We start from the raw sequence: 22,546 nt of genomic DNA, 5'->3' as shown, positions 1-22,546 counted from the left end.
GGTGGGGTGGGGGTTACGGGAGGGGGATGGTGCGGGATTCTGTGCGGGCGGTTTCGGCGGCGGCGAGGATGGTGACCACCTCGCGGCCGAAGTGGACGTCGCAGCGGTGGTCCCGGGTGCCGGCGCGTACCTGTTCGACGAGCTGGTCGATGGCCACGCCGAACGCCGTGGCGGCGTCGTTCTCGCCGTACGGCACGGTCTCGATGCCGTTCTCGCCGTAGAACACGAACTCGCGGGTCATCGACTCCTGCGGTGCGTCCAGGGAGAGCGAGGCGCTGCTGGTGGCGCCGCCCTCGTGGGTGAGCAGCAGGTGCACCATCCCACTCGGGCCGTCCATGGCCGCGACCTGGGTCACCCGGCCCAGCACCGGCAGGAGGATGGAGAGCGCGTGCGGGCCGGTGTCCCACAGCGCACCGTGCTCCCGACGCCACAACGAGCCGCCGTACGGGCTGCCGTCCTGGAAGATCGACGCGAAGGCGATGGTCCGACCGTGCTGCCAACCCCCGGCGGCGGCGGTGGCAGCGAGGAACGCGGTCACGTTCGGCTGGAACCGCTGCGTGAAGAAGACGACCGAGGCGACCCCGGACGTCTCGGCGGCGGCGACCACCCGGTCGGCGTCGGCGACGCTGAGCGCCAGCGGCTTGTCGAGCAGCAGGTGCCGGCCGGCGGAGGCAGCCCGGACCGCGATGTCGGCCTGGATGTCCGGCGGCAGCGCCACGGCCACCGCCTCGCACTGCTCGATCAGCGCGTCCACGTCGGCGTACGCGGGCACCCCGTACCGCTCGGCAAGCGCGGAGGCCCGCTCCGGGTTGCGCCCCCACACCCCGACCAGTTCGGCGTCCGGGTGAGCGTGCAACGCCTTCCCGTGCGTCTCGATCGCCCAGTGACCGGTGCCGAACAACCCGAACCGCAGCACGTGTACCTCCGCTGTTTCCCCGCACCGTGGCAACGCCACGGACGTGATCCACGCTAGTCGCCCCACCGGCCGCACCGACGGCGGGTCGACCAACCGGAGCAGCTCACGGCCTGTGCCCCCGGGCGGGACCACGGTCGGGCCAGTGCCTGTCGACCTGCCCCAGAGGTGGGGCGTTGCGGCCGGGGCCCTCTGCCCCACCTCTGGGGCAGCTCGACAGCGAACGACGAACCCCACGACGGCACGCGCCGGGACGACAGCGAGCGACGAACCCCACGGCGGCACGCGCCGGGACGACAGCGAGCGACGAACCCCCACGGCGGCACGCGCCGGGACGACAGCGAGGCAGCGTGACCCGGTTACTACGACGGTTAGTAGGCTGTGCCGGTGACCGAGGCAACGACCGGGTGGGTCCGGTGAGCACCATGGGCACCGACTCGCCGGTGGACGGGATCGTCGCGACCGTACCGATCGTGCTGTCGCTGCTCGTCGCGGCGTGGGCGCTGGTGGCGGCGGTACGGCATCGGCCACCGGACCGGGCGCAGTTCGTCGGTCTGGCCGTACTCGAAGTGGCGTTGCTCGTGTTGAGCGTGCTGGCGCTCGTCGCGGTCGGCGGCGGGGAGCGGCCGGGCGAGCCCGGCGCCTTCTTCGGCTACCTGGTCACGTTGGTCTGCCTGCCGCCGCTGGCCTGGGTGCTGGCCCGGATGGAGCCGACCCGCTGGGGCTCGGCGATCGTGTGCGCGGTCTGCCTTGTGGCCCCGGTGGTGGTGGTCCGGTTGCAGCAGACCTGGGAGGTGCTCGGTGGTTGAGACGGGACCGGCCCGGCGTCGCACGAACTCCGGCCCGGGTCGACTGCTGATCGCGGTCTACCTGCTCTTCGCCATCGCGGCGACGAGTCGGGCGGGCCTGCAGATCGCCACCAGGTTCGACGAGGCGCCGGTGGCGTATCTGCTCTCCGCGCTGGCCGCGCTCATCTACATCGTGGCGGCGGTGGGGCTCGCCCGCGCCGGGCACACCGGCCGGCGGGTCGCGTTGGCCTGCTGTTCGGTGGAGCTGGTCGGCGTGGTCGCGGTGGGCGTCCTGAGCGTGGCCGACAGGGAGCTGTTCCCCGACGAGACGGTCTGGTCGCAGTTCGGCAGCGGGTACGGCTACATTCCGCTGGTGCTGCCGGTGCTCGGCCTGTTCTGGCTGTGGCGCACCCGCCACGACCACGCCTGACCTCGGTCAGCCCTTCGGGCCACCGGCGACGTAGATGACCTGACCGGAGACGAAGCCGGCGCCCTCGCTCACCAGGAACGAGATGGTGTGCGCGACGTCCTCCGGGCGTCCCGGCCGACGGACCGGGATCTCCGCGGCGGCGTGCTTCTGGAAGTCCTCGAAGTCGACCTTCATTCTCGCGGCGGTGGCCGCGGTCATGTCGGTGACGATGAAGCCCGGCGCGACCGCGTTCACGGTCACCCCGAACGGCCCCAGCTCGATGGCGAGCGTCTTGGTGAATCCCTGGAGGCCGGCCTTGGCGGCGGCGTAGTTCGCCTGACCCCGGTTGCCCAGCGCGGAGGTGCTGGACAGGTTGACGATCCGCCCCCACCTGCGTTCCACCATGTGCTTCTGGGCGGCCTGGCTGAACAGGAACGCACCGCGCAGGTGCACCCCCAGCACGGTGTCCCAGTCGGCGTTGGTCATCTTGAACAGCAGGTTGTCCCGCAGCACACCGGCGTTGTTGACCAGCACGGTGGGCGCACCCAGCTCGGCGGCGACACGGGACACCGCCGCCTCGACCTGATCCCGGTCGGACACGTCCGCGCCCACACCGAGCGCCCGGCCGCCAGCGGCGGCGATGGCGTCCACCGTCTCCTTGGTGGCGGCCTCCTCGATGTCGACCACGGCGACGGCCATCCCGTCGGCGGCCAGCCGCCGGGCGGTGGCCGCGCCGATACCGCGTGCGGCTCCGGTGACGATGGCGACGCGGGGCTCCTCCGACATGATTACCTCCCGGTAACGTGGGGTCGATCGGAGGAGCTTAGCGTCACCAGGCCGACCCTCGGCATAGGCGAATCCACCGGTATCCGTGGCCGGCGACCTTCACCGCGCCGAGCTTGCCCAGCTCGCCGTAGCCCCGGTCGGCGAGCACGTCGATCGGCAGGTCGGCCTCCGGCTCCAGGCTGCTCAGGTCCACCTCGACGTCATCCGTGCCGAGGTTGTGCACGAAGACCATGGTCCCGGTCGGCCCGTCCGCCCGGTGCGTCAGCACGCCGGGCGGCACCGGCACGTCGATGTGGGTGGTCGAGCCGGAGCCGATCTCCGGCGCCTCCCGCAGCGTACGGATCATGCGCTCGAACCAGGCGAGCAGCGACTTCGGGTCGCCCCGCTGGGCGGTGACGTTGACCGCCTGGTAGCCGAACTCCCCCTTGTCGATCACCGGGCGGACCAGCTTCTCCGGGTCCGCATGGAGGGGGAGGGCACCGGCGAGCTGGCGCTGGACGACTCCAACCTGGTCATCCGCGCCGCGCACGCCCTCGCCGGGTACGCCGGGGTGCTGCCGCACGCCCGTCTGCACCTGCGCAAGCAGATCCCCCTCGCCGGCGGGTTGGCCGGCGGCAGCGCCGACGCCGCCGCCGCGCTGGTGGCCTGCGACGCGCTGTGGGGCACCGGCCTGTCCCGTGACGAGCTGGCCGGGATCGCCGCCGACCTCGGTTCCGACGTGCCCTTCCTGATCTACGGAGGCACCGCGCTGGGCACCGGTCGGGGCGAGGCGGTCAGCCCCGTGCTGGCCCGCGCCACCTCGTGGCACTGGGTGGTGGCCATCGCCGACGCCGGCCTGTCCACCCCGGCCGCGTACCGCGAGTTGGACCGGCTGCGCGACTCGGGTGCCGCCGGCGCCCCGCTGGGCAGCACCGACGCCCTGCTGGGCGCGTTGCGTCAGCGTGATCCGCGGGTGCTCGCCCGCACGCTCGGCAACGACCTCCAGGACGCCGCGCTGGCCATGCGCCCGGCGCTGGCCGACACCCTCAAGGCCGGCGAGGCGGCGGGCGCGCTCGCCGGCCTCGTCTCCGGCTCCGGCCCGACGTGCGTCTTCCTCGCCACCGACGCGGCCAACGCCGAGCGGATCGCCGCCGAGTTGACCAGCGCCGGCGTGTGCCGGGAGGCGCGGGTCGCGCACGGGCCGGTCGTCGGCGCCCGGGTCGGCTGAGTCGCGTCCCGTCGGCCCGCCAGCGGCCTGCGGGCGGGCGGCGCGGGTGGCCGGGACGTCCGCGTACCCTTGGGTCAGGCGTCCCGAGGTGCCCGCCGGCACCCGGACGCCTTGATCTTGAAGGGTGGAACGTGGCCAACATCGTCAATCTGGACCGGGTGTCCAAGGGGTACGGCGCCGCCGGGCGGCTGCTCACGGACGTCTCGCTCGGCCTGGACGACGCCGACCGGATCGGTGTGGTCGGCCTCAACGGTGCCGGCAAGTCCACCCTGCTGCGCCTGCTCACCAAGCAGGAGGAGCCCGACGACGGGCGGGTCACCCACCGCCGTGATCTGCGCGTGCTCTGGCTGCCGCAGCAGCTCACCCTCGCCCCGGACGCCACCGTCCGGGACGTGGTGCTGGGCACCGCCTGGCTCGGCGAGGGCATGGGCGCCGAGCACGAGTGGGCCGGCGACGCCGGTGTTCGCGGCATCCTCGACGGCCTCGGTATGCCACACCTCGGCCTCGACCAGCCGGTCGGCCCGATGTCCGGTGGCGAACGGCGCCGGGTGGCGCTCGCCGCGCTGCTCGTCCGCGACTCGGACCTGCTCATCCTCGACGAGCCCACCAACCACCTCGACGTCGGTGGTGTCGACTGGCTGGCCCGGCACCTGGTCGGCCGCAAGGGCGCCCTGGTGGTGGTCACCCACGACCGGTGGTTCCTGGACGCGGTCTGCACCACCACCTGGGAGGTCGGCGACCAGACCGTCCGCGCGTACGAGGGTGGGTTCGCCGCCTGGACCCTCGCCCGTGCCGAACGCGAGCGCGTCGCCGCCGCCACCGAGGCACGCCGGCAGAACCTGCTCCGCAAGGAGATCGCCTGGCTGCGCCGCGGTCCACCGGCGCGAACCTCCAAGCCCCAGTTCCGCATCGACGCCGCGAACGCCCTGATCGCCGACGTGCCGCCGGCGCGCGACACCATGTCGTTGCAGCGGATGGCCACCTCCCGGCTCGGCAAGCAGGTGTACGACCTGGAGAACGTCGAGCTGCACGCCGGCCCGAAGGAGATCCTGCGCGACGTCACGTGGCTGGTCGGCCCGGGTGACCGGATCGCCATCCTCGGCGCCAACGGCGCCGGCAAGACCACCCTGCTGCGGATGCTCGCCGGCATCACCCGCCCGGACGGTGGCCGCTTCGGCACCGGCTCCACGGTGCGGCCCGCGTTCCTCTCCCAGGAACTCGCCGAGCTGCCCGGGCATCTGCGGGTGCTCGAAGCCGTCGAGGAGGTCGCCCGCCGGGTGCAGCTCGGCGACCGGGAGGTCTCCGCCGCCCAGCTCGCCGAGGTCTTCGGCTTCGACGACCGCCGCCTCTGGACCCCGGTCAGCGACCTCTCCGGCGGTGAGCGTCGCCGGTTGCAGATGCTGCGGCTGCTCGCCGGCGAACCCAACGTGCTGCTCTTCGACGAGCCCACCAACGACCTGGACACCGACACCCTGGCCGCGCTGGAGGACCTGCTCGACTCGTGGCCGGGCACGATCATCGTGGCCAGCCACGACCGCTACCTGATCGAGCGGGTCACCGACACGGCGTACGGGCTGTTCGGCGACGGTCGGCTCGTGCACCTGCCGGGCGGCGTCGACGAGTACCTCGCCCGGACCGCCGAGCGGGCCGGCCCCGCTCGCGCCGGTGCCGCGTCGGCCGTCGCGTCCAGCGAACCCACCGGGACCGGCATGTCCGCCGCCGAGGTGCGTCAGGCCCGCAAGGAACTGACCCGGCTGGAACGTCAGCTCGGCAAGCTCGACCAGCGCGAGGCGACGCTGCTCGATCAGCTCGCGGCCGACGCCACCGACTACGCCCGGGTCGCCGAGCTGGACACCCAGCTGAAGGATCTGCGGGCCGAGCGGGAGCGGATCGAGGAGACCTGGATGACCCTCGCCGAGGAGCTTCCGGAGAGCTGACCGGGCCGGGCGCGCCAGCCCGGGGGCCGTGTGCGGCGTCACACCGCCACATGCGGGACAATCGTCGGCGACACCTCACCCCACGGCGTTGGAGACTCAGACATGGCCCACACCCCCGTCAACCACCCCGCGCGCCGATCTACCGGGCGATCGGCGGGCTGACCGGTCTGTACCTGGTGGTCTTCGGTGTGCTCGGCATCATCGCGAGCGCCGGCAACGAGGTCCTCGCGCAGGACGGCACGAAGGTCCTCGGCCAGGGCACCAACCTCGGCTTCTCGCTGCTCAGCGTGCTGCTCGGGCTCGTCGTGCTGGTCGGCACCGCGCTCGGCCGCAACATCGACGTGGCGATCAACCAGTGGCTGGCGTACGCCCTGATGGTGATCGGCCTGGCCGGTCTCGCGTTCATCCGGACCGACGCCAACATCTTCAACTTCAGCATCACCACCGTGATCGTGGTGCTGTCGGTCGGCCTGGTGCTGCTCATGGTCGGCATGTACGGCAAGGTCGGCACGGAGGATGAGGCGGAGGCCTTCCACAAGGCTCGGCTGGTGCTCTGAGGTTGTTCTCGGTCGCTGTTGTGGTTTTCGCCGGAGCCCGAGCTGCTCCGGGCGGTCAGGCTTGATCCCTGCGCAGCTCGGGCTCCGGCGAAAACCTGACTTGGTCCGGCCCTTCGGCGGGCCCTCCCGGCTTCGTGGTTCCTCGGACAGTTGGCCCTGCCTCAGGTGACAATCCTCCTGAATCGGCCAAATCAGGGGGTCTGGGTATGCCGCACTTTCCGGTCAACCATCCGGCTCGGCCGCTCTACCGGGTCCTCTCCGGTCTGATCGGCGTCTACATCCTGGTCTTCGGTGTCTGGGGTGTCGCCGAGACGTTCGGTGATCCGCTGTTCAACCGGGGCAGCCACTGGGCGCTCGGGCTGCGCACCAACCTGGCCTTCTCACTCGCCTCGGTGGTGTTCGGAGTGGTCCTGATCATCGGGGCTTCCCGGCGCAGCAACCTCGGCCACTACATGAACCTCACCGCAGGGGTGGTGTTCCTGGTGACCAGCATCCTGATGATGTCGGTGCTGCAGACCGAGGCGAACTTCCTCAACTTCTCGATGTCGACAGTGGTCGTGTCGATGCTGTTCGGGCTGATCCTGCTCGGCACGGGCCTCTACGACAAGGTGGGTCCTCCGGAACACGCCGAGGCGGAGCGGGAGCACCGCAAACACCCGGTGGCCGACGCGCACCGCCGCTGACCGAGGTCAGCGGCGCCGGCTGGTGATCAACGTGGGCTTCGCCTCCAGGTGCGACAACCCGTTCCAGGCCAGGTTGACGAGGTGCGCCGCCACCGTCTCCTTGCGCGGCTTGCGCACCTCCAGCCACCAGCGACCGGTCAGCGCCACCATGCCCACCAGCGCCTGCGAGTACAGCTCGGCGAGCTTGGGGTCGTACCCGCGGCTCTTGAACTCGGCGCCCAGGATGTGCTCGACCTGGTGCGCCACGTCGTTCATCACGCTGCTGAAGGTGGCCGTGCCGGACATCAGCGGCGACTCGCGGACCAGCACCCGGAACCCGCTGGTCTCCTCCTCGATGTAGCCCAGCAGGGCCAGCGCCGCCTGCTCCAGCAGCTCCCGCGGATGCCCGGCGGTCAACGCCGTGGTGATCCGGTCCAACAGGGCCCGGACCTCCCGGTCCACCACCACCGCGTAGAGCCCCTCCTTGCCGCCGAAGTGCTCGTACACCACGGGCTTGGAGACCTTGGCGCGGGCCGCCACCTCCTCGATGGAGGTGGCGTCGAAACCACGCTCGGCGAAGAGCTGCCGGCCGGTGGCGATCAACTGCTCCCGCCGCTGGGCCGCGGACATGCGGACCCGGGAGGGGGGCTTGGGTTTGGTTGCCGGGGCCGGCGGCGTCGTCCGGCGCCCGCCGACACCATCGCTGACCTCGGACATGTCGCCGCCTCGCTGGCGCTCGGTGACGCCCTGCCGTGGGATGGTGCCTCCGTCGTGCCCGTTCACGTCGTCGCCTCACCGGCGGGCGGTCAAACCGCCCTGCCGCGCCGTCCGACCGTACCCCGATCGGGCCCGGCTCCCCGTCGGCCGAGCCGGCGGGGGCCCCGCGTCGCCCGGTCATCCGGCCATCCTGCCAGGCGGTCTCCCGGCGCACCGCCCGGTTTTACCGGGATGCGACAGGCTTCACGAGCTTGGCCGCGAGGCGCTCCGGCTTCGGCCAGCGCACCTGCGACGCCGCGCCGAACTTCTCGAACAGCCAGATCACCCGGGCGGAGATGTCCACCTGGCCCCGCAGCACGCCGTGCCGGGCGCTGGTCGGGTCGGCGTGGTGCAGGTTGTGCCAGCTCTCGCCGAAGGACAGGATCGCCAGCGGCCAGAAGTTCGACGCGCGGTCACCCTGGCGCATCGCGAACGGGCGCTCGCCGTAAACGTGGCAGACCGAGTTGATCGCCCAGGTGACGTGGTGCAGCAGGCCGATCCGGACCAGCCCGGCCCAGAAGAACGCGGTCAGCGCACCCTGCCACGACCAGGTCACCAGGCCACCGATCAGCGCCGGACCGAGCAGCGAGACGGCCACCAGCGCCGGGAAGAGCCGGTCCACCCGGCTGATGTCGCGGTCGGCGATGAGGTCCGGCGCGAACCGCTCCCGGTTGGACAGCTCCCGGCGGAACAGCCAACCCACGTGGGCGTGGAACAGGCCCCGGGTCAACGCCCAGAAGCTGGTGCCGAAGCGCCACGGCGAGTGCGGGTCACCCTCCAGGTCGGAGAAGGCGTGGTGCCGACGGTGGTCGGCCACCCACTGGATGATCTCGCCCTGCACCGCGAGCGAACCCGCGACCGCCAGCGTGACGCGCAGCCACCGCTTCGCCTTGAACGACCCGTGCGTGAAGTAGCGGTGGAAGCCCACCGTGATGCCGAGCCCGGAGACCACGTACCAGACCACGCCGATGATCACGTCACTCCAGCCCAGCCAGCCACCCCAGGCCATCGGCACGGCGACCAGGAGGGCCACGAAGGGAATCACCACGAAGGCCCAGAGAGCGGCCAGGATCCCGGAGGACTGACTGCCGTCGGTGAGCGGTTTCGGGCCGGGGCCGGCGGTGTTGGGTTCGAGCAGGGTGGTGGACATGGCACCTCGCAGAGGGGGACGGAGACGATCACGAAGCTACGCCTACGTCACCGTAACTTACGGCACCGTAGATCGCACGGCGAAGTTTCCGAAAACCCTTGTACGACTTGCTGACACGCAGTTCAGGGCACTGGTGGGCGGTCGGCAGGTCGATGCCTCACGGCAGGGAAGGGGCGGCGTGGGGACGAGCGGCATCGAGGCTCGGCGGCACGCCGAACTGGCGGCGGTACTCCCGGCTGAACTGTGACGGGCTGTCGTAGCCGACCCGTTGACCGACACCGGTGACGTCGGTGGGCTGGGTGGCGAGAAGCAGCCGGGCCTGCTGGAGCCGGATCTGCTTCTGGAACTGGATCGGGCTCATCGCCGTGACGGCCTGGAAGTGGCGGTAGAAGGCGGACACGCTCATCCCGGACAGTCGGGCCACGTCCTCCACCCGGAAGGACTGCCGGTAGTGGCCGCGGATCCAGCGGATCGCGTGGGCGATGTGGGAGAGGTTGCTGTCCGCGAGACCGAGCTGGCGGACGATCGCGCCCTGCTCGCCGGTGATGAGTCGCCAGAGGATCTCCCGGACGGTGAGGGGTGCGAGCACCGGGAGGTCGCGTGGCTGGTCGAGGAGGCGCACCAGCCGGATCACGGCGTCGAGCAGCTCGTCCGAGGCGTCGCTGACGGCGATGCCGGGGAGCCCGCCGCCGCTCCGGCGCAGGTCCGCGCCGGCCTGAAGCAGCAGCTCGGCGATGGCGGCCGGTTGCAGGGTGAGCCCGAACCCGAGCGCCGGCCGGTCGGGGCTCGCCTCGGTGAAATGGCCGGTGACCGGCAGGTCGACCGACGCGACGAGGTACTGCCCGGCGCGGTACTCGAGCACGCGGTCGCCCAGCGCGAGCCTCTTCGCGCCCTGCGCGATGAGCGCCAGCACCGTGCCGGACATCGACGCCGACGGCATGTTCGGCTGCTCGGCCCGCGAGATCAGCACGCCCTCGATGTCGGTGGTGCCGTCCGGTCGGGCGTGGCGGGTGAGCAACGCCCGCAGTTCGTCGAGCTGCATCTCCCCATTTAACACCCGAGCGTATTCGCAGCAAAGAGAGGATCAGGCAAGAGGTAGCGAGTATCGACCTATCGTTCCCGCGGCTCAAGATGGTTTTCTGGGATCAGGCCACATCCCGAGGAGCAGGTCGATGCTCCACTAATGAACAGGTAGGCGAACCATGCGGGTCGCAATCGTCACCGGCGCCAGCTCGGGCATCGGGCAGAGCGCAGCCATCCAGCTCGCCAAGCGCGGGTCCGGGGTGATCCTGACCTACGGCAACAACCACGCCGGAGCGCTGGAGACCGTGGACAGCATCGAGAAGGAGGGCGGGCGTGCCGTCGCGCTGCCGCTGGACGTCGGCCGGAGCGAGACCTTCCCCGCCTTCCGTGCGTCCGTCGTCGCCGCGCTGCGCGACACCTGGCATCAGGACACGTTCGACGCCCTGGTGAACAACGCCGGGTTCGCGCAGATGGCGATGTTCGAGGACACCTCCGAGGAGCTGTTCGACGGGTTCGTGCGGGTGCTGCTCAAGGGGCCGTTCTTCCTCACCCAGACGCTGCTACCGCTGCTGGCCGACGGCGGCGCGATCGTCAACACCAGCAGCAACTCGGCGCTGCCCTCCGGCCTGGAGCCCGGCTACTCCGCGTACGCCACGATGAAGGGCGGCCTCATGGTGCTGACCCGGTACATGGCCAAGGAGTTCAGCCCCCGCGGCATCAGGGTCAACTCCGTCGCCCCGGGCTCACCCGGACACGGCTCGCCGACAACGCCTTCGAGCGGTTCCCCGAGGTGATCCCGATCCTCGCCGCGAAGACCGCTCTCGGCCGGGTGGGTGAGCCCGACGACATCGGCATGGTGATCGCCACGCTGCTCAGCGAGGAAGGCCGCTGGATCACCGCCCAGAACATCGAGGTCGCCGGCGGGTACAACCTGTAGTTGACCCGCCCCGGAGTGCGGACGGCCCGCCCGCGACGGAGGCGGGCGTCCAGGCGCGGCGGTATGAGCGGTGGAACACCGCGGCCGGGACGCTAAGGTGTAGCCGCGGGATTTCGATCCCCGATGTGACGCGCACGCGTCGCTGATCGGCCGTGGTGTAATTGGCAACACCCGGGTCTTTGGTACCCGTGTTTCAGGTTCGAACCCTGGCGGCCGAGCTGCCCCCTAAGTCCGTTTTGGGCTCCGGCGGGGGTAAGGCGGGAACGTGCCGGGCGCCGCGGCTAGCATGGCCGCGAGAGTGTCCGCCGTCCCGACGGGAGCCACGTCGTGCCCCAGCCCCACCTTCGTACCGTCGTCGTGCTCGCCGCCGGTGAGGGCAAGCGGATGAAGTCGGCACTGCCCAAGGTGCTGCACCCCCTGCTCGGTCGTACCCTGCTCGGTCACGTGCTGAGCGCGGCCGCGCCGCTGGCCGCGGACCGTACCGTCGTGGTGGTGGGGCACGGCGCCGACCAGGTCCGGAGCCACCTGGGCGAGATCGCCCCGGACGCCACCCCCGTGCTCCAGGCCGAGCAGCTCGGCACCGGGCACGCCGTACGGATCGCGCTGGAAGCCGTCCCGGAGGGCGCCGGCACCGTCGTCGTGATCAACGGGGACGTGCCGCTGCTGCGCCCGGAGACGGTGGGCGCGCTGGTGACCGCGCACGAGGAGGCCGCCGCGGCGGCCACCGTGCTGGCCGCCGAGGTGCCCGACCCGACCGGCCTCGGGCGGATCGTCCGGGACGCCGACGGGCGGCTGGAACAGATCGTCGAGGAGCGCGACGCCGACGCGACGCAGCGCGCGATCCGGGAGATCAACGCCGGCATCTACGCGTTCGACGCGGTGCGGCTGCGCGCCGCGCTCGGCAAGCTCTCCACCGACAACGACCAGGGCGAGGAGTACCTGACCGACGTCTTCGGCCTGCTCCGCTCGGCCGGCGAGCCGGTCGCGGTGCACGTGGCCGTCGACCACGTCGAGACGTTGGGCTGCAACGACCGGGTGGAGCTGGCGTCGCTGCGGCGTCTGCTGCGCGACCGCGTCAACGAGGCGTGGATGCGCACCGGGGTCAGCCTGCTCGACCCGGCGACCACCTGGATCGACGTGACGGTCGCACTGGATCGGGACGCGGTGGTCGACCAGAACACCCAGCTACGCGGCGCCACGGTGGTCGGCTCCGGCGCGTCGATCGGGCCGGACGTCACGCTGGTCGACACGATCGTCGGCCCCGGCGCGTCGGTGGTCCGCAGTCACGCGGTCGGCGCCGAGATCGGCGAGGGCGCCAGCGTCGGGCCGTACGCGTACCTGCGGCCGGCGGCGCGACTGGCCGAGAAGTCGAAGGTCGGCACGTTCGTCGAGGTGAAGAACTCGCAGATCGGCACCGGGTCGAAGGTGCCGCACCTGACGTACGTCGGGGACGCGACGATCGGTGAGCAGACCAACATCGGGGCCGCCTCCGTCTTCGTGAACTACGACGGGGTCAACAAGCACCGCACGGTGATCGGCAGCCACGCCCGGACGGGCGCGGACAACATGTTCGTGGCGCCGGTCGAGGTGGGCGACGGCGCGTACACGGCGGCCGGCTCGGTGATCGTGGACGACGTGCCGGCGGGCGCGATGGGTGTCGCCCGGGCGCGCCAGCGCAACATCGAGGGCTGGGTGGTGAAGCGGCGGGCCGGTACGGCGGCGGCCGAGGCCGCGCAGCGTGCCGGCGACGCGAAGGGTGCGTCGGATGTGGCCGGCGCCGCAAGCGACAGTGAGGCAATGCACGGGCAGGCCGAGACGGTGGGCGGCGCGTCCGGTGCGGGAGATACTGCAACCGACTAGTCCCCGACCCACCACCACCGGGTCGGGTACCGCCGACAAACGGGAGCAGACGGGCCCATGGGCAGCATCGTCGCCGAAAACCGCAAAAGCCTGATGCTCTTTTCCGGACGCGGCTTTCCGGATCTGGCGAAGGAGATCGGTGAGGTGCTCGGCGTGGCGCCGACGCCGGCCGACGCGTACGAGTTCGCCAACGGTGAGATCTTCGTACGCTTCAAGGACTCGGTGCGTGGTTCGGACGCCTTCGTGGTGCAGTCCGTGACGCACGGGGTGAACACCTGGGTCATGGAGACCCTGATCATGGTGGACGCGTTGAAGCGGGGCTCCGCGAAGCGGATCACCGTGGTGCTGCCGTTCTACCCGTACGCGCGGCAGGACAAGAAGCACCGTGGTCGGGAGCCGATCTCGGCCCGGCTCGTGGCGGACCTGTTGAAGACGGCCGGCGCCAACCGGATCCTCACCGTCGACCTGCACACCGCGCAGATCCAGGGCTTCTTCGACGGCCCGGTGGACCACCTCTTCGCGATGGACATCCTGGCGGAGTACGTGGAGCACAAGTACGCCGGCCGACCGATGACGGTGGTGGCACCGGACTCGGGTCGGGTGCGGGTGGCCGAACGGTGGACCGACCGGCTGGGCGGTTGCCCGCTGGCGTTCATCCACAAGACCCGCGACCCGATGAAGCCGAACCAGGTGGTGGCGAACCGGGTGGTCGGCGAGGTGGAGGGCCGGGTCTGTCTGATCGTGGACGACATGATCGACACCGGTGGCACGATCGCCAAGGCGGCGGACATCCTCAAGGAGTCGGGCGCGGCGGAGATCGTGGTCGCGTCCACCCACGCGCTGCTGTCCGACCCGGCGACCGAGCGGCTGAAGAACAGCCCGATCAGCGAGGTCGTGGTGACCAACACGCTGCCGTTGCCCCCGGAGAAGCAGCTCGACAAGCTGACCGTGCTGTCGATCGCACCGTTGCTGGCGCGGGCGATCCGGGAGGTGTTCGACGACGGCTCGGTGACCACCCTCTTCGGTGGCCTGAGCTGAGCGGGGCAGCCCGTTTCCGCCAACGGACGCGCCGGTGGGGATCGGGCTGACAAACTGGTCGAAAAGGGGGCTGGCGCGCTGGCGGGAACGCTGTCGGCGCGCCGGCCCGGCGCCGTGACCGGGGACTGCCGGAAAGCCTGGAATCAGCTCGGGTAGACTGGTGCGGTTGCCACGGCGAGGGTGCCCGGCGGGCCGCTGAATAGCGCCGCACGGAGGCACCGTCATCGACGCGGTGCTCCGGGCAGTCGTTCATGACGCATGAGCCCCAGCGAGCCCCTCGCCCCAGCACCGCCAGACGACAAGCCGCCGCAGCGAAAGCATCAGGAGTTTCCCCGTGTCCGAGGTAAAGATCAGCGCCGAGCCCCGCACCGAGTTCGGCAAGGGTGGTGCCCGTCGTACCCGCCGGGCCGGCAAGGTGCCCGCCGTGCTGTACGGCCACGGCGAGAAGCCCAAGCACATCGCGCTGCCGTCCCGGGAGTTCGCCGCGGCGATCCGCAAGGGCGGCGCCAACCAGCTCTTCGCGATCGACATCACCGACGGCACCCAGGTGCTGGCGCTGCCGAAGGCGATCCAGCGTGACCCGATCAAGGACACCTTCGAGCACGTCGACCTGCTCCTGGTCCGGCGCGGCGAGAAGGTCACCGTCGAGGTTCCGGTCCAGCTGACCGGCGAGGCCGCACGGGACACCCTGATCGTGCACGACCACGACACCCTCTCGGTGACCGCCGACGCCACCAAGGTGCCGGACCACCTCGAGGCCTCGATCGAGGGCCTGGAGGCCGGCGCCCAGGTGACCGCCGGCGACGTGCAGCTGCCGGCCGGTGTCGAGCTGGTGGGCGACTCGGAGCTGATGGTCGCCTCGGTGACCGCCGCGCCGACCGCCGAGCAGCTCGAGGCGACGCTGCCCGAGGTCGAGGCGGCCACCGAGGAGGCCGAGGCCGAGGTCGGCGAGGGCACCGAGGGTTCCGAGGGCGCGGACGCCGCCGAGGGCGCCGAGGCGCGCGCCGAGGCCTGATCGGTTCGTACTCCGCTGGCAGGCGTCCCCGAGCGTTCGGGGGCGCCTGCCGGCGTATCGGGAGTCGGTGGGACGGACGTCGGAGGGACGGGGTCGTGACGGACGAGGCGGGGCCGTGGCTGGTCGTCGGCCTGGGCAACCCGGGCCGGGAGTACGCCGGGAACCGGCACAACGTCGGGTTCATGGTGGCCGACCTGTTGGCCGGTCGGGTGAGCGCGCGGTTCGGCCGGCACAAGCGGGCGGTCGCCGAGGTGGCCGAGGGGCGGCTGGGCTTCGGCGGGCCGAAGCTGGTGCTGGCGAAGCCACTGACGTACATGAACCTTTCCGGTGGGCCGGTGGCGGCGCTGGCGCAGTTCTACAAGGTGCCGCCGGCCCAGGTGGTCGCGGTGCACGACGAGCTGGACATCGGCTTCGGCCAGGTGCGGATCAAGTGCGGCGGCGGCGAGGGCGGGCACAACGGCCTGCGTTCGATGTCGAAGTCGTTGGGCACGAAGGACTACGTCCGGGTGCGGTTCGGCGTCGGCCGGCCACCGGGACGGCAGGATCCGGCGGATTATGTGCTGTCGGATTTCAGCGCGGTGGAGCGCAAGGAGCTGGATTTCCTGGTGGACCGTGCTGCCGACGTGGTGGAGTCGGTGATCGTCAAGGGCGTGGAGCCCACCCAGAACCTCTACCACGGCGCCTGAGCCGGGCGGGGCGTACCGGATCCGCGGCGATGGGCCGGTAGTCTGCGCCTTTTGGCGGGCCGCGACCGCGAGGTGCCTCGCGGTGGAGCGTCCGTGCGGGCACGGGCCGTGGCGAGGTGACGGGAGCGGGCAGATGGGCAGTCCTCCGATGATCGACGGCGCGTTCGCCCGGTGGTTGGCGGCCCGCGCAGGTCAGGCGTTGCTCGACCTGCGCACGGAGTTGGGCTTCACCGACACCGGCGCGCTCAAGTCGGCCGGGGACAAGGTGTCGCACGACCTGATCCGCACGGAGTTGGCGAAGTGGCGGCCGGGCGACGCGGTGCTCTCCGAGGAGGACGAGGGGTCACGGCTGGCCTGGGCTGCGGAGGTCAACACCGAGGCGGTGTCGCGTCTGGCCGCGGACCGGGTGTGGATCATCGACCCGTTGGACGGCACCCGGGAGTTCGCCGAGGAGGGCCGCTCGGACTGGGCCGTGCACGTGGCCCTGTGGGCGCGCAGCGCGCCGAGCCCGCACGGGCTGGTCGCCGGGGCGGTCGGGCTGCCGGCGCAGCACCGGGTGCTGGGCACGGACTACCCGCCGGCGTACCCGCCGATGACGGTGGAGGCGGCGACGGCGGGCACGCGGGTGATCCGGTTGGCGGCGAGCAGGAGCCGGCCGCCGGTGTTCCTCACCGACCTCGCCGAGGACGTGGGGGCGAAGCTGGTGCCGATGGGCTCGGCCGGAGCGAAGATCGCCGCGGTCATCACCGGCGAGGTGGACGCGTACATCCACGCCGGTGGGCAGTACGAGTGGGACTCGGCGGCGCCGGTGGCTGTGGCGACGGCCACCGGACTGCACGCTTCCCGGATCGATGGTTCTGCGCTGAAATACAACGAGGCGGATCCGCGGCTGCCCGACCTTCTGGTCTGTCGCAAGGATCTCGCCACCCGGTTGCTTGCAGCGCTGCAGAGACATTCCGGGTAGCCTGAGCGGACTTTCTTGGCATGCCCGACCGGAAAGGTCTGGAAATCGGATGAGCGAGCGAATCGAGCCGGTGTCATGACCACCCCCGCCGCCTACCGGGTCTCCCACCTGGACGCGCTGGAGGCGGAGAGCGTCTTCGTGATGCGTGAGGTGGTCGCCGAGATGGAACGCCCGGTGCTGCTCTTCTCCGGCGGCAAGGACTCGATCGTCATGCTGCGGCTGGCGCAGAAGGCGTTCGCCCCGGCCAACATCCCCTTCCCGGTCATGCACGTCGACACCGGGCACAACTTCCCCGAGGTGCTGGAGTACCGCGACCAGCGGGTCGCCGAGCTGGGGTTGCAGCTCGTGGTGGCGAGCGTGCCGGAGGCCCTGGCCAGCGGGCTGGTCCGGGAGTCCGGCGACGGGATGCGCAACCGGATCCAGACGCCGGTGCTGCTCGACGCGGTGGAGAAGCACCGCTTCGACGCGCTGTTCGGCGGCGCCCGCCGCGACGAGGAGAAGGCCCGCGCCAAGGAGCGGGTGTTCAGCTTCCGCGACGAGTTCGGCCAGTGGGATCCGAAGAACCAGCGGCCGGAGCTGTGGTCGCTGTACAACGGCCGGCACCACCCGGGCGAGTCGATCCGGGTGTTCCCGCTGTCCAACTGGACCGAGCTGGACGTGTGGCACTACATCGCCCGGGAACGGATCCCGCTGCCCTCGATCTACTACGCGCACGAGCGCGAGGTGATCGAACGGGACGGGATGTTCTACGCGGTCAACGAGTTCTTCCGTCCCCGCGCGGGTGAGGAGCGGTTCAAGGCGCAGGTGCGCTACCGCACCGTCGGTGACGCCTCCTGCACCGCGGCTGTCCGCTCCGACGCGGACACCGTGGAGAAGGTCATCGAGGAGGTGGCGGCCACCCGGATCACCGAGCGTGGCGCGACCCGTGGTGACGACCGGGTCAGCGAGGCCGCCATGGAGGACCGCAAGCGGGAGGGCTACTTCTGATGACCACCGAGATCGTGGCCCCGCCGGCCGAGGCGCGGCCGATGGACCTGCTGCGGTTCGCGACCGCCGGCAGCGTGGACGACGGCAAGTCGACCCTCATCGGCCGGCTGCTCTACGACACCAAGTCGCTCTTCACCGACCAGTTGGCCGCGGTGGAGGCGGTCAGCGCGGCCCGCGGCGACGAGTACACCAACCTGGCGTTGCTCACCGACGGCCTGCGCGCCGAGCGGGAGCAGGGCATCACCATCGACGTGGCGTACCGGTACTTCGCCACGCCCCGGCGCAAGTTCATCATCGCCGACACCCCCGGGCACATCCAGTACACCCGCAACATGGTCACCGGCGCGTCCACCGCCGACCTGGCATTGATCCTCGTGGACGCGCGCAAGGGCCTGGTCGAGCAGTCCCGTCGGCACGCGTTCCTGTGTTCTCTGCTGCGGGTGCCGCACCTGGTCCTGTGCGTCAACAAGATGGATCTGGTCGACTGGTCGCAGGAGGTCTACGAACGCATCGCCGACGAGTTCACCGCGTTCGCCGCGAAGCTCGACGTACCGGACCTGACCGTGGTGCCGATCTCCGCGCTGCGCGGCGACAACATCGTCGCCCGCTCGGAGAACATGCCCTGGTACGAGGGCCCGTCGCTGCTGCACCACCTGGAGCGGGTGCACATCGCCAGCGACCGCAATCTGGTCGACGTCCGGTTCCCGGTGCAGTACGTGATCCGTCCGCAGTCCACGACGGTCACCGACTACCGCGGCTATGCCGGTCAAGTCGCCTCCGGTGTGCTCAAGCCGGGCGACGAGGTGATGGTGCTGCCGTCGGGCTTCACCAGCCGGATCGCCGCGGTGGAGACCGCCGACGGGCCGGTCGCGGAGGCGTTCCCGCCGATGTCGGTGACGGTACGACTGGCCGACGAGATCGACATCTCCCGGGGTGACCTGATCTGCCGTCCGAACAACGCTCCCGCCGTGGCCCAGGACATCGAGGCGATGGTGTGCTGGATGGACGAGACCACCCCGTTGCGGGTCGGCGGCCGGTACGCGATCAAGCACACCACCCGGTCGGCGCGGGCGATCGTACGCGGGCTGCACTACCGCCTGGACATCAACTCGCTGCACCGTGACGAGTCGGCCGACGAGCTGCGGCTCAACGAGATCGGGCGGGTACGGCTGCGCACCACGGTGCCGCTGCTGGCCGACGAGTACCGGCGCAACCGCACCACCGGAGGCTTCGTCATCATCGACGAGACCACCAACCGCACGGTAGGCGCCGCCATGATCGTCGAAGCCGCCTAACCCGCCCTCCCACACACCCTCCTCGGGCCTCCACCTCCCCCGGTTGATCAAGAGGTTCGCGTCAGGATCCGGGCTCGGATTTACGCAAGCCTCTTGATCAACCCGGGTGGGGAGTGGGGTGGGGTTAGGCTAGGCGGGTTGCGCCGGGGGCGGGGAGGACCGTCACGGTGGTGGGAGCGGTGAAGGCGCGTTCGGCGTACGCGGCCGTGACGGCGGCGGCTACCGCGTCGGCGCGGTCGGCCTCGACCAGCGCCAGGACGCAACCGCCGAAGCCACCGCCGGTCATCCGGGCGCCGAGCGCGCCGGCCCCCAGCGCCGCCTCGACGGCCGTGTCGATCTCCGGAACGGTGATCTCGAAGTCGTCGCGCATCGAGACGTGCGAGGCGGTGAGCAGCGGGCCGATGTCCCGCACGCGGCCGGCGCGCAGCAGCGCCACCGTGTCCAGCACACGCTGGTCCTCGGTGACCACGTGCCGCACCCGGCGCCGGGTTTCGTCGTCGTCGAGCCGGGCCAACGCGGCGTCGAGCTGGTCGACGGTCACGTCACGCAGCGCGGGAACGCCGAGCGCCTTCGCGGCCGCCTCACAGGACCGGCGGCGGGCGGCGTACTCGCCGTCGGCATGCCGGTGCGGCGCCCGACTGTCGACGACCAGCACGGCCAGTCCGGCGGCGTCCAGGTCGAACGGGATCTGCTCGACCGACTCGTCGCGGCAGTCCAGGAAGAGGGCGTGCCCGGCCCGGCAGCGGATCACCGCGGACTGGTCCATGATCCCGGTCGGGGCGCCGACGTAGACGTTCTCCGCCCGCTGCGCCAGCCGGGGCTGCCGTTCGGCGGGCAGGTCCAGCCCACCGAGGTCGAGCAGGGCGGCGAGGACGGCCGACTCCAGCGCGGCCGAGGACGACAGCCCGGCGCCCAGTGGCACGTCGGAGGCGATCGCCAGCCGGGCACCGGGCACCGGGTGGCCGGCGTCGCGCAACGCCCAGACCACTCCGGCCACGTACGCGCCCCATCCGGTGACCCGACCCGGCTCGGCGACGTCGTCCGCGCCGAAGGTGATCGTCTCGCCGGACAGCTCGGACCAGACCGTCCACTGCTCGCCGTCCTGCCGGTCGGCGGCGACCACGGTCCGCAGCGGCAGCGCGAAGGGCAGCACGAACCCGTCGTTGTAGTCGGTGTGCTCGCCGATCAGGTTGACCCGGCCGGGGGCCGCCCAGCGGCCGGCCGCGTTGCCGCCGTACTGGCTGGTGAAGCCCTCGGCGGCCCGCTCGGCGACGTCACCGGTGGGGGCACTCCTCGCGCTCACGACTGCTCCAGGACGTGCGTGCGGTAGAAGGCCCAGGCGTCGCCGACCATGTCGTGCAGGGTCGGCTTCTCGGGCACCCAGCCCAGCTCGTCGCGGGCCAGCGCGGAGGAGGCGACCAGTTCGGCCGGGTCGCCCTCGCGGCGCGGGGCCACCTCGACCGGCACGGGCTGCCCGGTGACCTCGCGGACCACGTCGACGACCTGGCGGTTGGTGAAGCCGTTGCCGTTGCCCAGGTTGTAGATCCGGTGCTGGCCGGCGGTCGCGGCGTCCAGCGCCAGCAGGTGTGCCCGGGCGAGGTCGGCGACGTGGATGTAGTCGCGGACGCAGGTGCCGTCCATGGTGGGGTAGTCGTCGCCGAAGAGCTGGAGCTTCTCCCGCCGGCCGGCGGCGACCTCCAGCGCGATCGGGATCAGGTGTGTCTCCGGGTCGTGCCGTTCGCCGAGCGGGATGTCGCCGTCGAGGTGCGCGCCGGCCACGTTGAAGTAGCGCAGCGAGACGGCGGCCAGCCCGTGCGCGGCGGCCTCGGAGGTGAGCGCCATGTCGACGGCGAGTTTGGTGGCGCCGTACGTGTTGGTGGGCGCCTTGACCGCGGTCTCCGGAATGGGCAGCTCGGTGGGGTTGCCGTAGACGGCGGCGGTGGAGGAGAAGACCATCCGGGGCACCCCGGCGGCCCGGACCGCGTCGATCAGGGCCAGTGTGCCGACGGTGTTGGTCTGCCAGTAGAGCTCGGGCTTGACCATCGACTCGCCGGCGGCGATCAGGGCGGCGAAGTGCAGCACCCCGTCGAAGCCGGCGTCGGGGGTGACGATGCGGGCGGCGTCGTGGATGGACGCCTCGACGTGGGTCGCGTCGGGAGCGAGCGCCTCGCGGTGGCCGGTGCGCAGGTCGTCGAGGACGACGACCTCGTGCCCCGCGTCCAGCAGCATCCGGGTCACCACGCTGCCGATGAAGCCGGCGCCCCCGGTGACGAGCAGTTTCACGTCGTTGCCTCCTGATCCGACCCCGCCCGGGACTGGCCCTTCGGTGATCACCCTACGGCTGCGGCGGACACCCTGGCCGACCACGCCGCCATCACCATTCCATCATAATCTCTCAGGATTAAACAGAGCCGCACATGCCCGGTCCGTCGTTCGTGAATCCCGGTGCGGTGAGCCAACGGTGTCTACCATCTCTGTCATGCGGGAAGCCGCCCGTACCGGGCTCCGGCGACGCGTGCGGGCGCGGCCCCGCCGCGACCCCGGCCCGCTCGCCCGGGCCGTCGCCCGGATGCTGGTCCGTGCCGCCGACGGCGTCAGCCGCCTCGTCACCGACCTGCTCGGCGCTGGGCCGGCGGCCGGCCGGGAACGCATCTCGGAAGCCGAGCTGCGGGATCTGGTCGCGGCGAACACGGTGCTCGACCCGGACGAGCGGCGGATCATCGACGAGGTTCTGGTGGCCGGCGCCAGCCTCGTCCGCGAGGTGATGATGCCCCGCACCGAGGTGGTCTTCCTCCCCGCCCGGCTGACCATCGCCGAGGCCGCCCGACTGGTCCGCGCCGAGACGCACACCCGCTACCCGGTCACCGACGGCACCCACGACGACGTGGTGGGCTTCGTGCACCTGCGCGACGTGCTGCTACGCCCGGAGGCCGACGCGTGCGTCACCGTCGGCGAGCTGACCCGCGAGGTGAAGCGGCTGCCCGGCAGCAAACGGGTGCTGCCCGCGCTGACCGAGATGCGCCGGGAGGGCCAGCACCTGGCGGTGGTGGTCGACGAGTACGGCGGCACCGCCGGGATCGTCACCCTGGAGGACCTGATCGAGGAGTTGATCGGCGAGATCCACGACGAGTACGACGCCGCTCCCGACCCGGTGCGCGCCGGCCTGCCCGCGGTGGTGGACGGCCGGCTCAACCTGTCCGACTTCGCCGAGCGGACCGGGGTGGTGCTGCCCGTCGGACCGTACGAGACGGTCGGCGGGTTCGTGATGGCCGCACTGGGGCGGCTGCCGGTGACCGGTGACGAGGTGCCGGTGCCCGGTGAGCCGGTCGACGCGGACGTTCCCGACCCGCCGGGCGGCTGGTCGTTGCGGGTGCTGGCGTTGGACGGACGACGGGTGGCCCGTCTCGCGGTCGCCGCGGTGCGGGCAGCGGAGCATCGGCACGAGCCCACCGCCGCGCAGTCGCGCCCACCCGGGGCCGGGCAGTCGCTGGATCCAGTGGCCGGGCAGCGGCGCCGGGCCTCGGCCGGACCGACCCGCCGGGTCGACGCGGGGGACCCGCACGAGGTCAGCACCCC

19 protein-coding genes, 1 tRNA gene and 4 pseudogenes are annotated in these 22,546 nt (G+C 71.5%); 16 read left to right on the top strand and 8 right to left on the bottom strand.

The window, feature by feature from the left end; all coding sequences use genetic code 11:
* Positions 1–13: 13 nt before the first annotated feature.
* Entirely contained in the window at positions 14–916 is a 903-nt protein-coding gene (locus JNW91_RS11505) for a Gfo/Idh/MocA family protein (protein ID WP_203174859.1), read from the bottom strand.
* A gap of 422 nt (positions 917–1,338) precedes the next feature.
* Here JNW91_RS11505 and JNW91_RS11500 point away from each other — a divergent pair, with 422 nt between their 5' ends.
* Both JNW91_RS11500 and JNW91_RS11495 read left to right on the top strand, forming a co-directional pair.
* Positions 1,339–1,722: a hypothetical protein gene (locus JNW91_RS11500; protein WP_203174864.1), complete on the top strand. Its 384-nt coding sequence runs from the start codon at positions 1,339–1,341 to the stop codon at positions 1,720–1,722.
* Positions 1,715–2,131, top strand: coding sequence for a hypothetical protein (locus JNW91_RS11495; RefSeq protein ID WP_203174858.1), 417 nt, complete (start codon positions 1,715–1,717; stop codon positions 2,129–2,131). The genes JNW91_RS11500 and JNW91_RS11495 overlap by 8 nt, the downstream gene beginning before the upstream one ends.
* Before the next feature lie 6 nt (positions 2,132–2,137).
* Here JNW91_RS11495 and fabG read toward each other — a convergent pair whose 3' ends face one another.
* Positions 2,138–2,896 carry a 3-oxoacyl-ACP reductase FabG gene (gene fabG, locus JNW91_RS11490; protein WP_203174857.1) on the bottom strand — a complete coding sequence of 253 codons (759 nt, stop codon included), beginning with the start codon at positions 2,894–2,896 and terminating at the stop codon, positions 2,138–2,140.
* A gap of 43 nt (positions 2,897–2,939) precedes the next feature.
* A pseudogene (locus JNW91_RS11485) lies at positions 2,940–3,359 on the bottom strand (trehalose synthase); the annotation flags it as partial.
* Between JNW91_RS11485 and JNW91_RS11480 the strand changes: the two are divergent.
* The 4 genes and pseudogenes from JNW91_RS11480 to JNW91_RS11465 all read left to right on the top strand — a co-directional run bounded on the left by JNW91_RS11480 (position 3,282) and on the right by JNW91_RS11465 (position 7,280).
* Positions 3,282–4,103 carry a 4-(cytidine 5'-diphospho)-2-C-methyl-D-erythritol kinase gene (locus JNW91_RS11480; protein ID WP_407664309.1) on the top strand — a complete coding sequence of 274 codons (822 nt, stop codon included), beginning with the start codon at positions 3,282–3,284 and terminating at the stop codon, positions 4,101–4,103. The pseudogene JNW91_RS11485 and the gene JNW91_RS11480 sit on opposite strands and share 78 nt — an antisense overlap.
* 131 nt (positions 4,104–4,234) lie before the next feature.
* The gene (locus JNW91_RS11475; RefSeq protein ID WP_203174856.1) at positions 4,235–6,040 is read left to right on the top strand and encodes an ABC-F family ATP-binding cassette domain-containing protein; all 1,806 of its coding nucleotides are present in this window, start codon (positions 4,235–4,237) and stop codon (positions 6,038–6,040) included.
* Positions 6,041–6,142: 102 nt separating this feature from the next.
* Positions 6,143–6,597: pseudogene (locus JNW91_RS11470) on the top strand (DUF4383 domain-containing protein).
* 206 nt (positions 6,598–6,803) lie between these two features.
* A complete protein-coding gene (locus JNW91_RS11465) occupies positions 6,804–7,280 on the top strand; it encodes a DUF4383 domain-containing protein (RefSeq protein WP_203174855.1) in 477 nt (158 codons plus the stop codon).
* Between the two features lie 6 nt (positions 7,281–7,286).
* Here the strand turns inward: JNW91_RS11465 and JNW91_RS11460 are convergent, their stop codons facing one another.
* The 3 genes from JNW91_RS11460 to JNW91_RS11450 form a co-directional block, all read right to left on the bottom strand.
* Positions 7,287–7,976 carry a TetR/AcrR family transcriptional regulator gene (locus tag JNW91_RS11460; protein WP_203174863.1) on the bottom strand — a complete coding sequence of 230 codons (690 nt, stop codon included), beginning with the start codon at positions 7,974–7,976 and terminating at the stop codon, positions 7,287–7,289.
* Positions 7,977–8,199: 223 nt separating this feature from the next.
* Positions 8,200–9,165: an acyl-CoA desaturase gene (locus tag JNW91_RS11455; protein ID WP_203174854.1), complete on the bottom strand. Its 966-nt coding sequence runs from the start codon at positions 9,163–9,165 to the stop codon at positions 8,200–8,202.
* Between the two features lie 157 nt (positions 9,166–9,322).
* A complete protein-coding gene (locus JNW91_RS11450) occupies positions 9,323–10,207 on the bottom strand; it encodes an AraC family transcriptional regulator (protein WP_203174853.1) in 885 nt (294 codons plus the stop codon).
* Positions 10,208–10,367: 160 nt separating this feature from the next.
* On the opposite strand from JNW91_RS11450, the pseudogene JNW91_RS11445 reads away from it, so the two are divergent.
* The 9 genes and pseudogenes from JNW91_RS11445 to JNW91_RS11405 all read left to right on the top strand — a co-directional run bounded on the left by JNW91_RS11445 (position 10,368) and on the right by JNW91_RS11405 (position 18,970).
* Positions 10,368–11,125, top strand: a pseudogene (locus JNW91_RS11445) (SDR family NAD(P)-dependent oxidoreductase).
* A gap of 146 nt (positions 11,126–11,271) precedes the next feature.
* Positions 11,272–11,343: transfer RNA gene (locus JNW91_RS11440), tRNA-Gln, on the top strand.
* Positions 11,344–11,452: 109 nt separating this feature from the next.
* A complete protein-coding gene (gene glmU / locus JNW91_RS11435; protein WP_203174852.1) occupies positions 11,453–12,985 on the top strand; it encodes a bifunctional UDP-N-acetylglucosamine diphosphorylase/glucosamine-1-phosphate N-acetyltransferase GlmU in 1,533 nt (510 codons plus the stop codon).
* 57 nt (positions 12,986–13,042) lie between these two features.
* Complete coding sequence (locus JNW91_RS11430) at positions 13,043–14,023, top strand: ribose-phosphate diphosphokinase (protein WP_203174851.1); 981 nt, start codon at positions 13,043–13,045, stop codon at positions 14,021–14,023.
* Positions 14,024–14,357: 334 nt separating this feature from the next.
* A complete protein-coding gene (locus JNW91_RS11425; protein ID WP_203174850.1) occupies positions 14,358–15,038 on the top strand; it encodes a 50S ribosomal protein L25/general stress protein Ctc in 681 nt (226 codons plus the stop codon).
* Between the two features lie 95 nt (positions 15,039–15,133).
* Positions 15,134–15,724 (top strand): aminoacyl-tRNA hydrolase, encoded by a 591-nt coding sequence (pth, locus tag JNW91_RS11420; RefSeq protein ID WP_203174849.1) that lies wholly within the window; start codon positions 15,134–15,136, stop codon positions 15,722–15,724.
* Between the two features lie 133 nt (positions 15,725–15,857).
* Positions 15,858–16,688, top strand: a complete 831-nt coding sequence (locus JNW91_RS11415; protein ID WP_203174848.1) for an inositol monophosphatase family protein — start codon at positions 15,858–15,860, stop codon at positions 16,686–16,688.
* A 75-nt stretch (positions 16,689–16,763) separates the two neighbouring features.
* On the top strand, positions 16,764–17,675 hold the full coding sequence (cysD, locus tag JNW91_RS11410; RefSeq protein ID WP_203174847.1) for a sulfate adenylyltransferase subunit CysD: 912 nt from the start codon (positions 16,764–16,766) through the stop codon (positions 17,673–17,675).
* Positions 17,675–18,970 carry a sulfate adenylyltransferase subunit 1 gene (locus JNW91_RS11405; RefSeq protein WP_203174846.1) on the top strand — a complete coding sequence of 432 codons (1,296 nt, stop codon included), beginning with the start codon at positions 17,675–17,677 and terminating at the stop codon, positions 18,968–18,970. The genes cysD and JNW91_RS11405 overlap by 1 nt, the downstream gene beginning before the upstream one ends.
* A gap of 124 nt (positions 18,971–19,094) precedes the next feature.
* Here JNW91_RS11405 and galK read toward each other — a convergent pair whose 3' ends face one another.
* Both galK and galE read right to left on the bottom strand, forming a co-directional pair.
* Positions 19,095–20,273: a galactokinase gene (gene galK / locus JNW91_RS11400; RefSeq protein WP_203174845.1), complete on the bottom strand. Its 1,179-nt coding sequence runs from the start codon at positions 20,271–20,273 to the stop codon at positions 19,095–19,097.
* Entirely contained in the window at positions 20,270–21,199 is a 930-nt protein-coding gene (gene galE, locus JNW91_RS11395; protein ID WP_238424789.1) for a UDP-glucose 4-epimerase GalE, read from the bottom strand. The genes galK and galE overlap by 4 nt, the downstream gene beginning before the upstream one ends.
* 250 nt (positions 21,200–21,449) lie before the next feature.
* Between galE and JNW91_RS11390 the strand changes: the two are divergent.
* Positions 21,450–22,442: pseudogene (locus JNW91_RS11390) on the top strand (hemolysin family protein); the annotation flags it as partial.
* Positions 22,443–22,546: the final 104 nt, after the last annotated feature.

The sequence above is a fragment of the Micromonospora parastrephiae genome, assembly GCF_016802865.1.
In the GTDB taxonomy this organism is placed as follows: domain Bacteria; phylum Actinomycetota; class Actinomycetes; order Mycobacteriales; family Micromonosporaceae; genus Micromonospora; species Micromonospora parastrephiae.
This window is presented reverse-complemented; position numbering and strand designations above follow the sequence as displayed.

What these genes read in the sequence shown, in the direction of transcription:
- JNW91_RS11500 (WP_203174864.1), top strand. Translation starts at nt 1,339, where the DNA reads ATGGGCACCGACTCGCCGGTGGACGGGATCGTCGCGACCGTACCGATC.
- fabG (WP_203174857.1), bottom strand. Translation starts at nt 2,896, where the DNA reads ATGTCGGAGGAGCCCCGCGTCGCCATCGTCACCGGAGCCGCACGCGGT.
- JNW91_RS11465 (WP_203174855.1), top strand. Translation starts at nt 6,804, where the DNA reads ATGCCGCACTTTCCGGTCAACCATCCGGCTCGGCCGCTCTACCGGGTC.
- JNW91_RS11460 (WP_203174863.1), bottom strand. Translation starts at nt 7,976, where the DNA reads ATGTCCGAGGTCAGCGATGGTGTCGGCGGGCGCCGGACGACGCCGCCG.
- JNW91_RS11455 (WP_203174854.1), bottom strand. Translation starts at nt 9,165, where the DNA reads ATGTCCACCACCCTGCTCGAACCCAACACCGCCGGCCCCGGCCCGAAA.
- JNW91_RS11450 (WP_203174853.1), bottom strand. Translation starts at nt 10,207, where the DNA reads ATGCAGCTCGACGAACTGCGGGCGTTGCTCACCCGCCACGCCCGACCG.
- JNW91_RS11430 (WP_203174851.1), top strand. Translation starts at nt 13,043, where the DNA reads ATGGGCAGCATCGTCGCCGAAAACCGCAAAAGCCTGATGCTCTTTTCC.
- JNW91_RS11415 (WP_203174848.1), top strand. Translation starts at nt 15,858, where the DNA reads ATGGGCAGTCCTCCGATGATCGACGGCGCGTTCGCCCGGTGGTTGGCG.
- cysD (WP_203174847.1), top strand. Translation starts at nt 16,764, where the DNA reads ATGACCACCCCCGCCGCCTACCGGGTCTCCCACCTGGACGCGCTGGAG.
- JNW91_RS11405 (WP_203174846.1), top strand. Translation starts at nt 17,675, where the DNA reads ATGACCACCGAGATCGTGGCCCCGCCGGCCGAGGCGCGGCCGATGGAC.
- galE (WP_238424789.1), bottom strand. Translation starts at nt 21,199, where the DNA reads ATGCTGCTGGACGCGGGGCACGAGGTCGTCGTCCTCGACGACCTGCGC.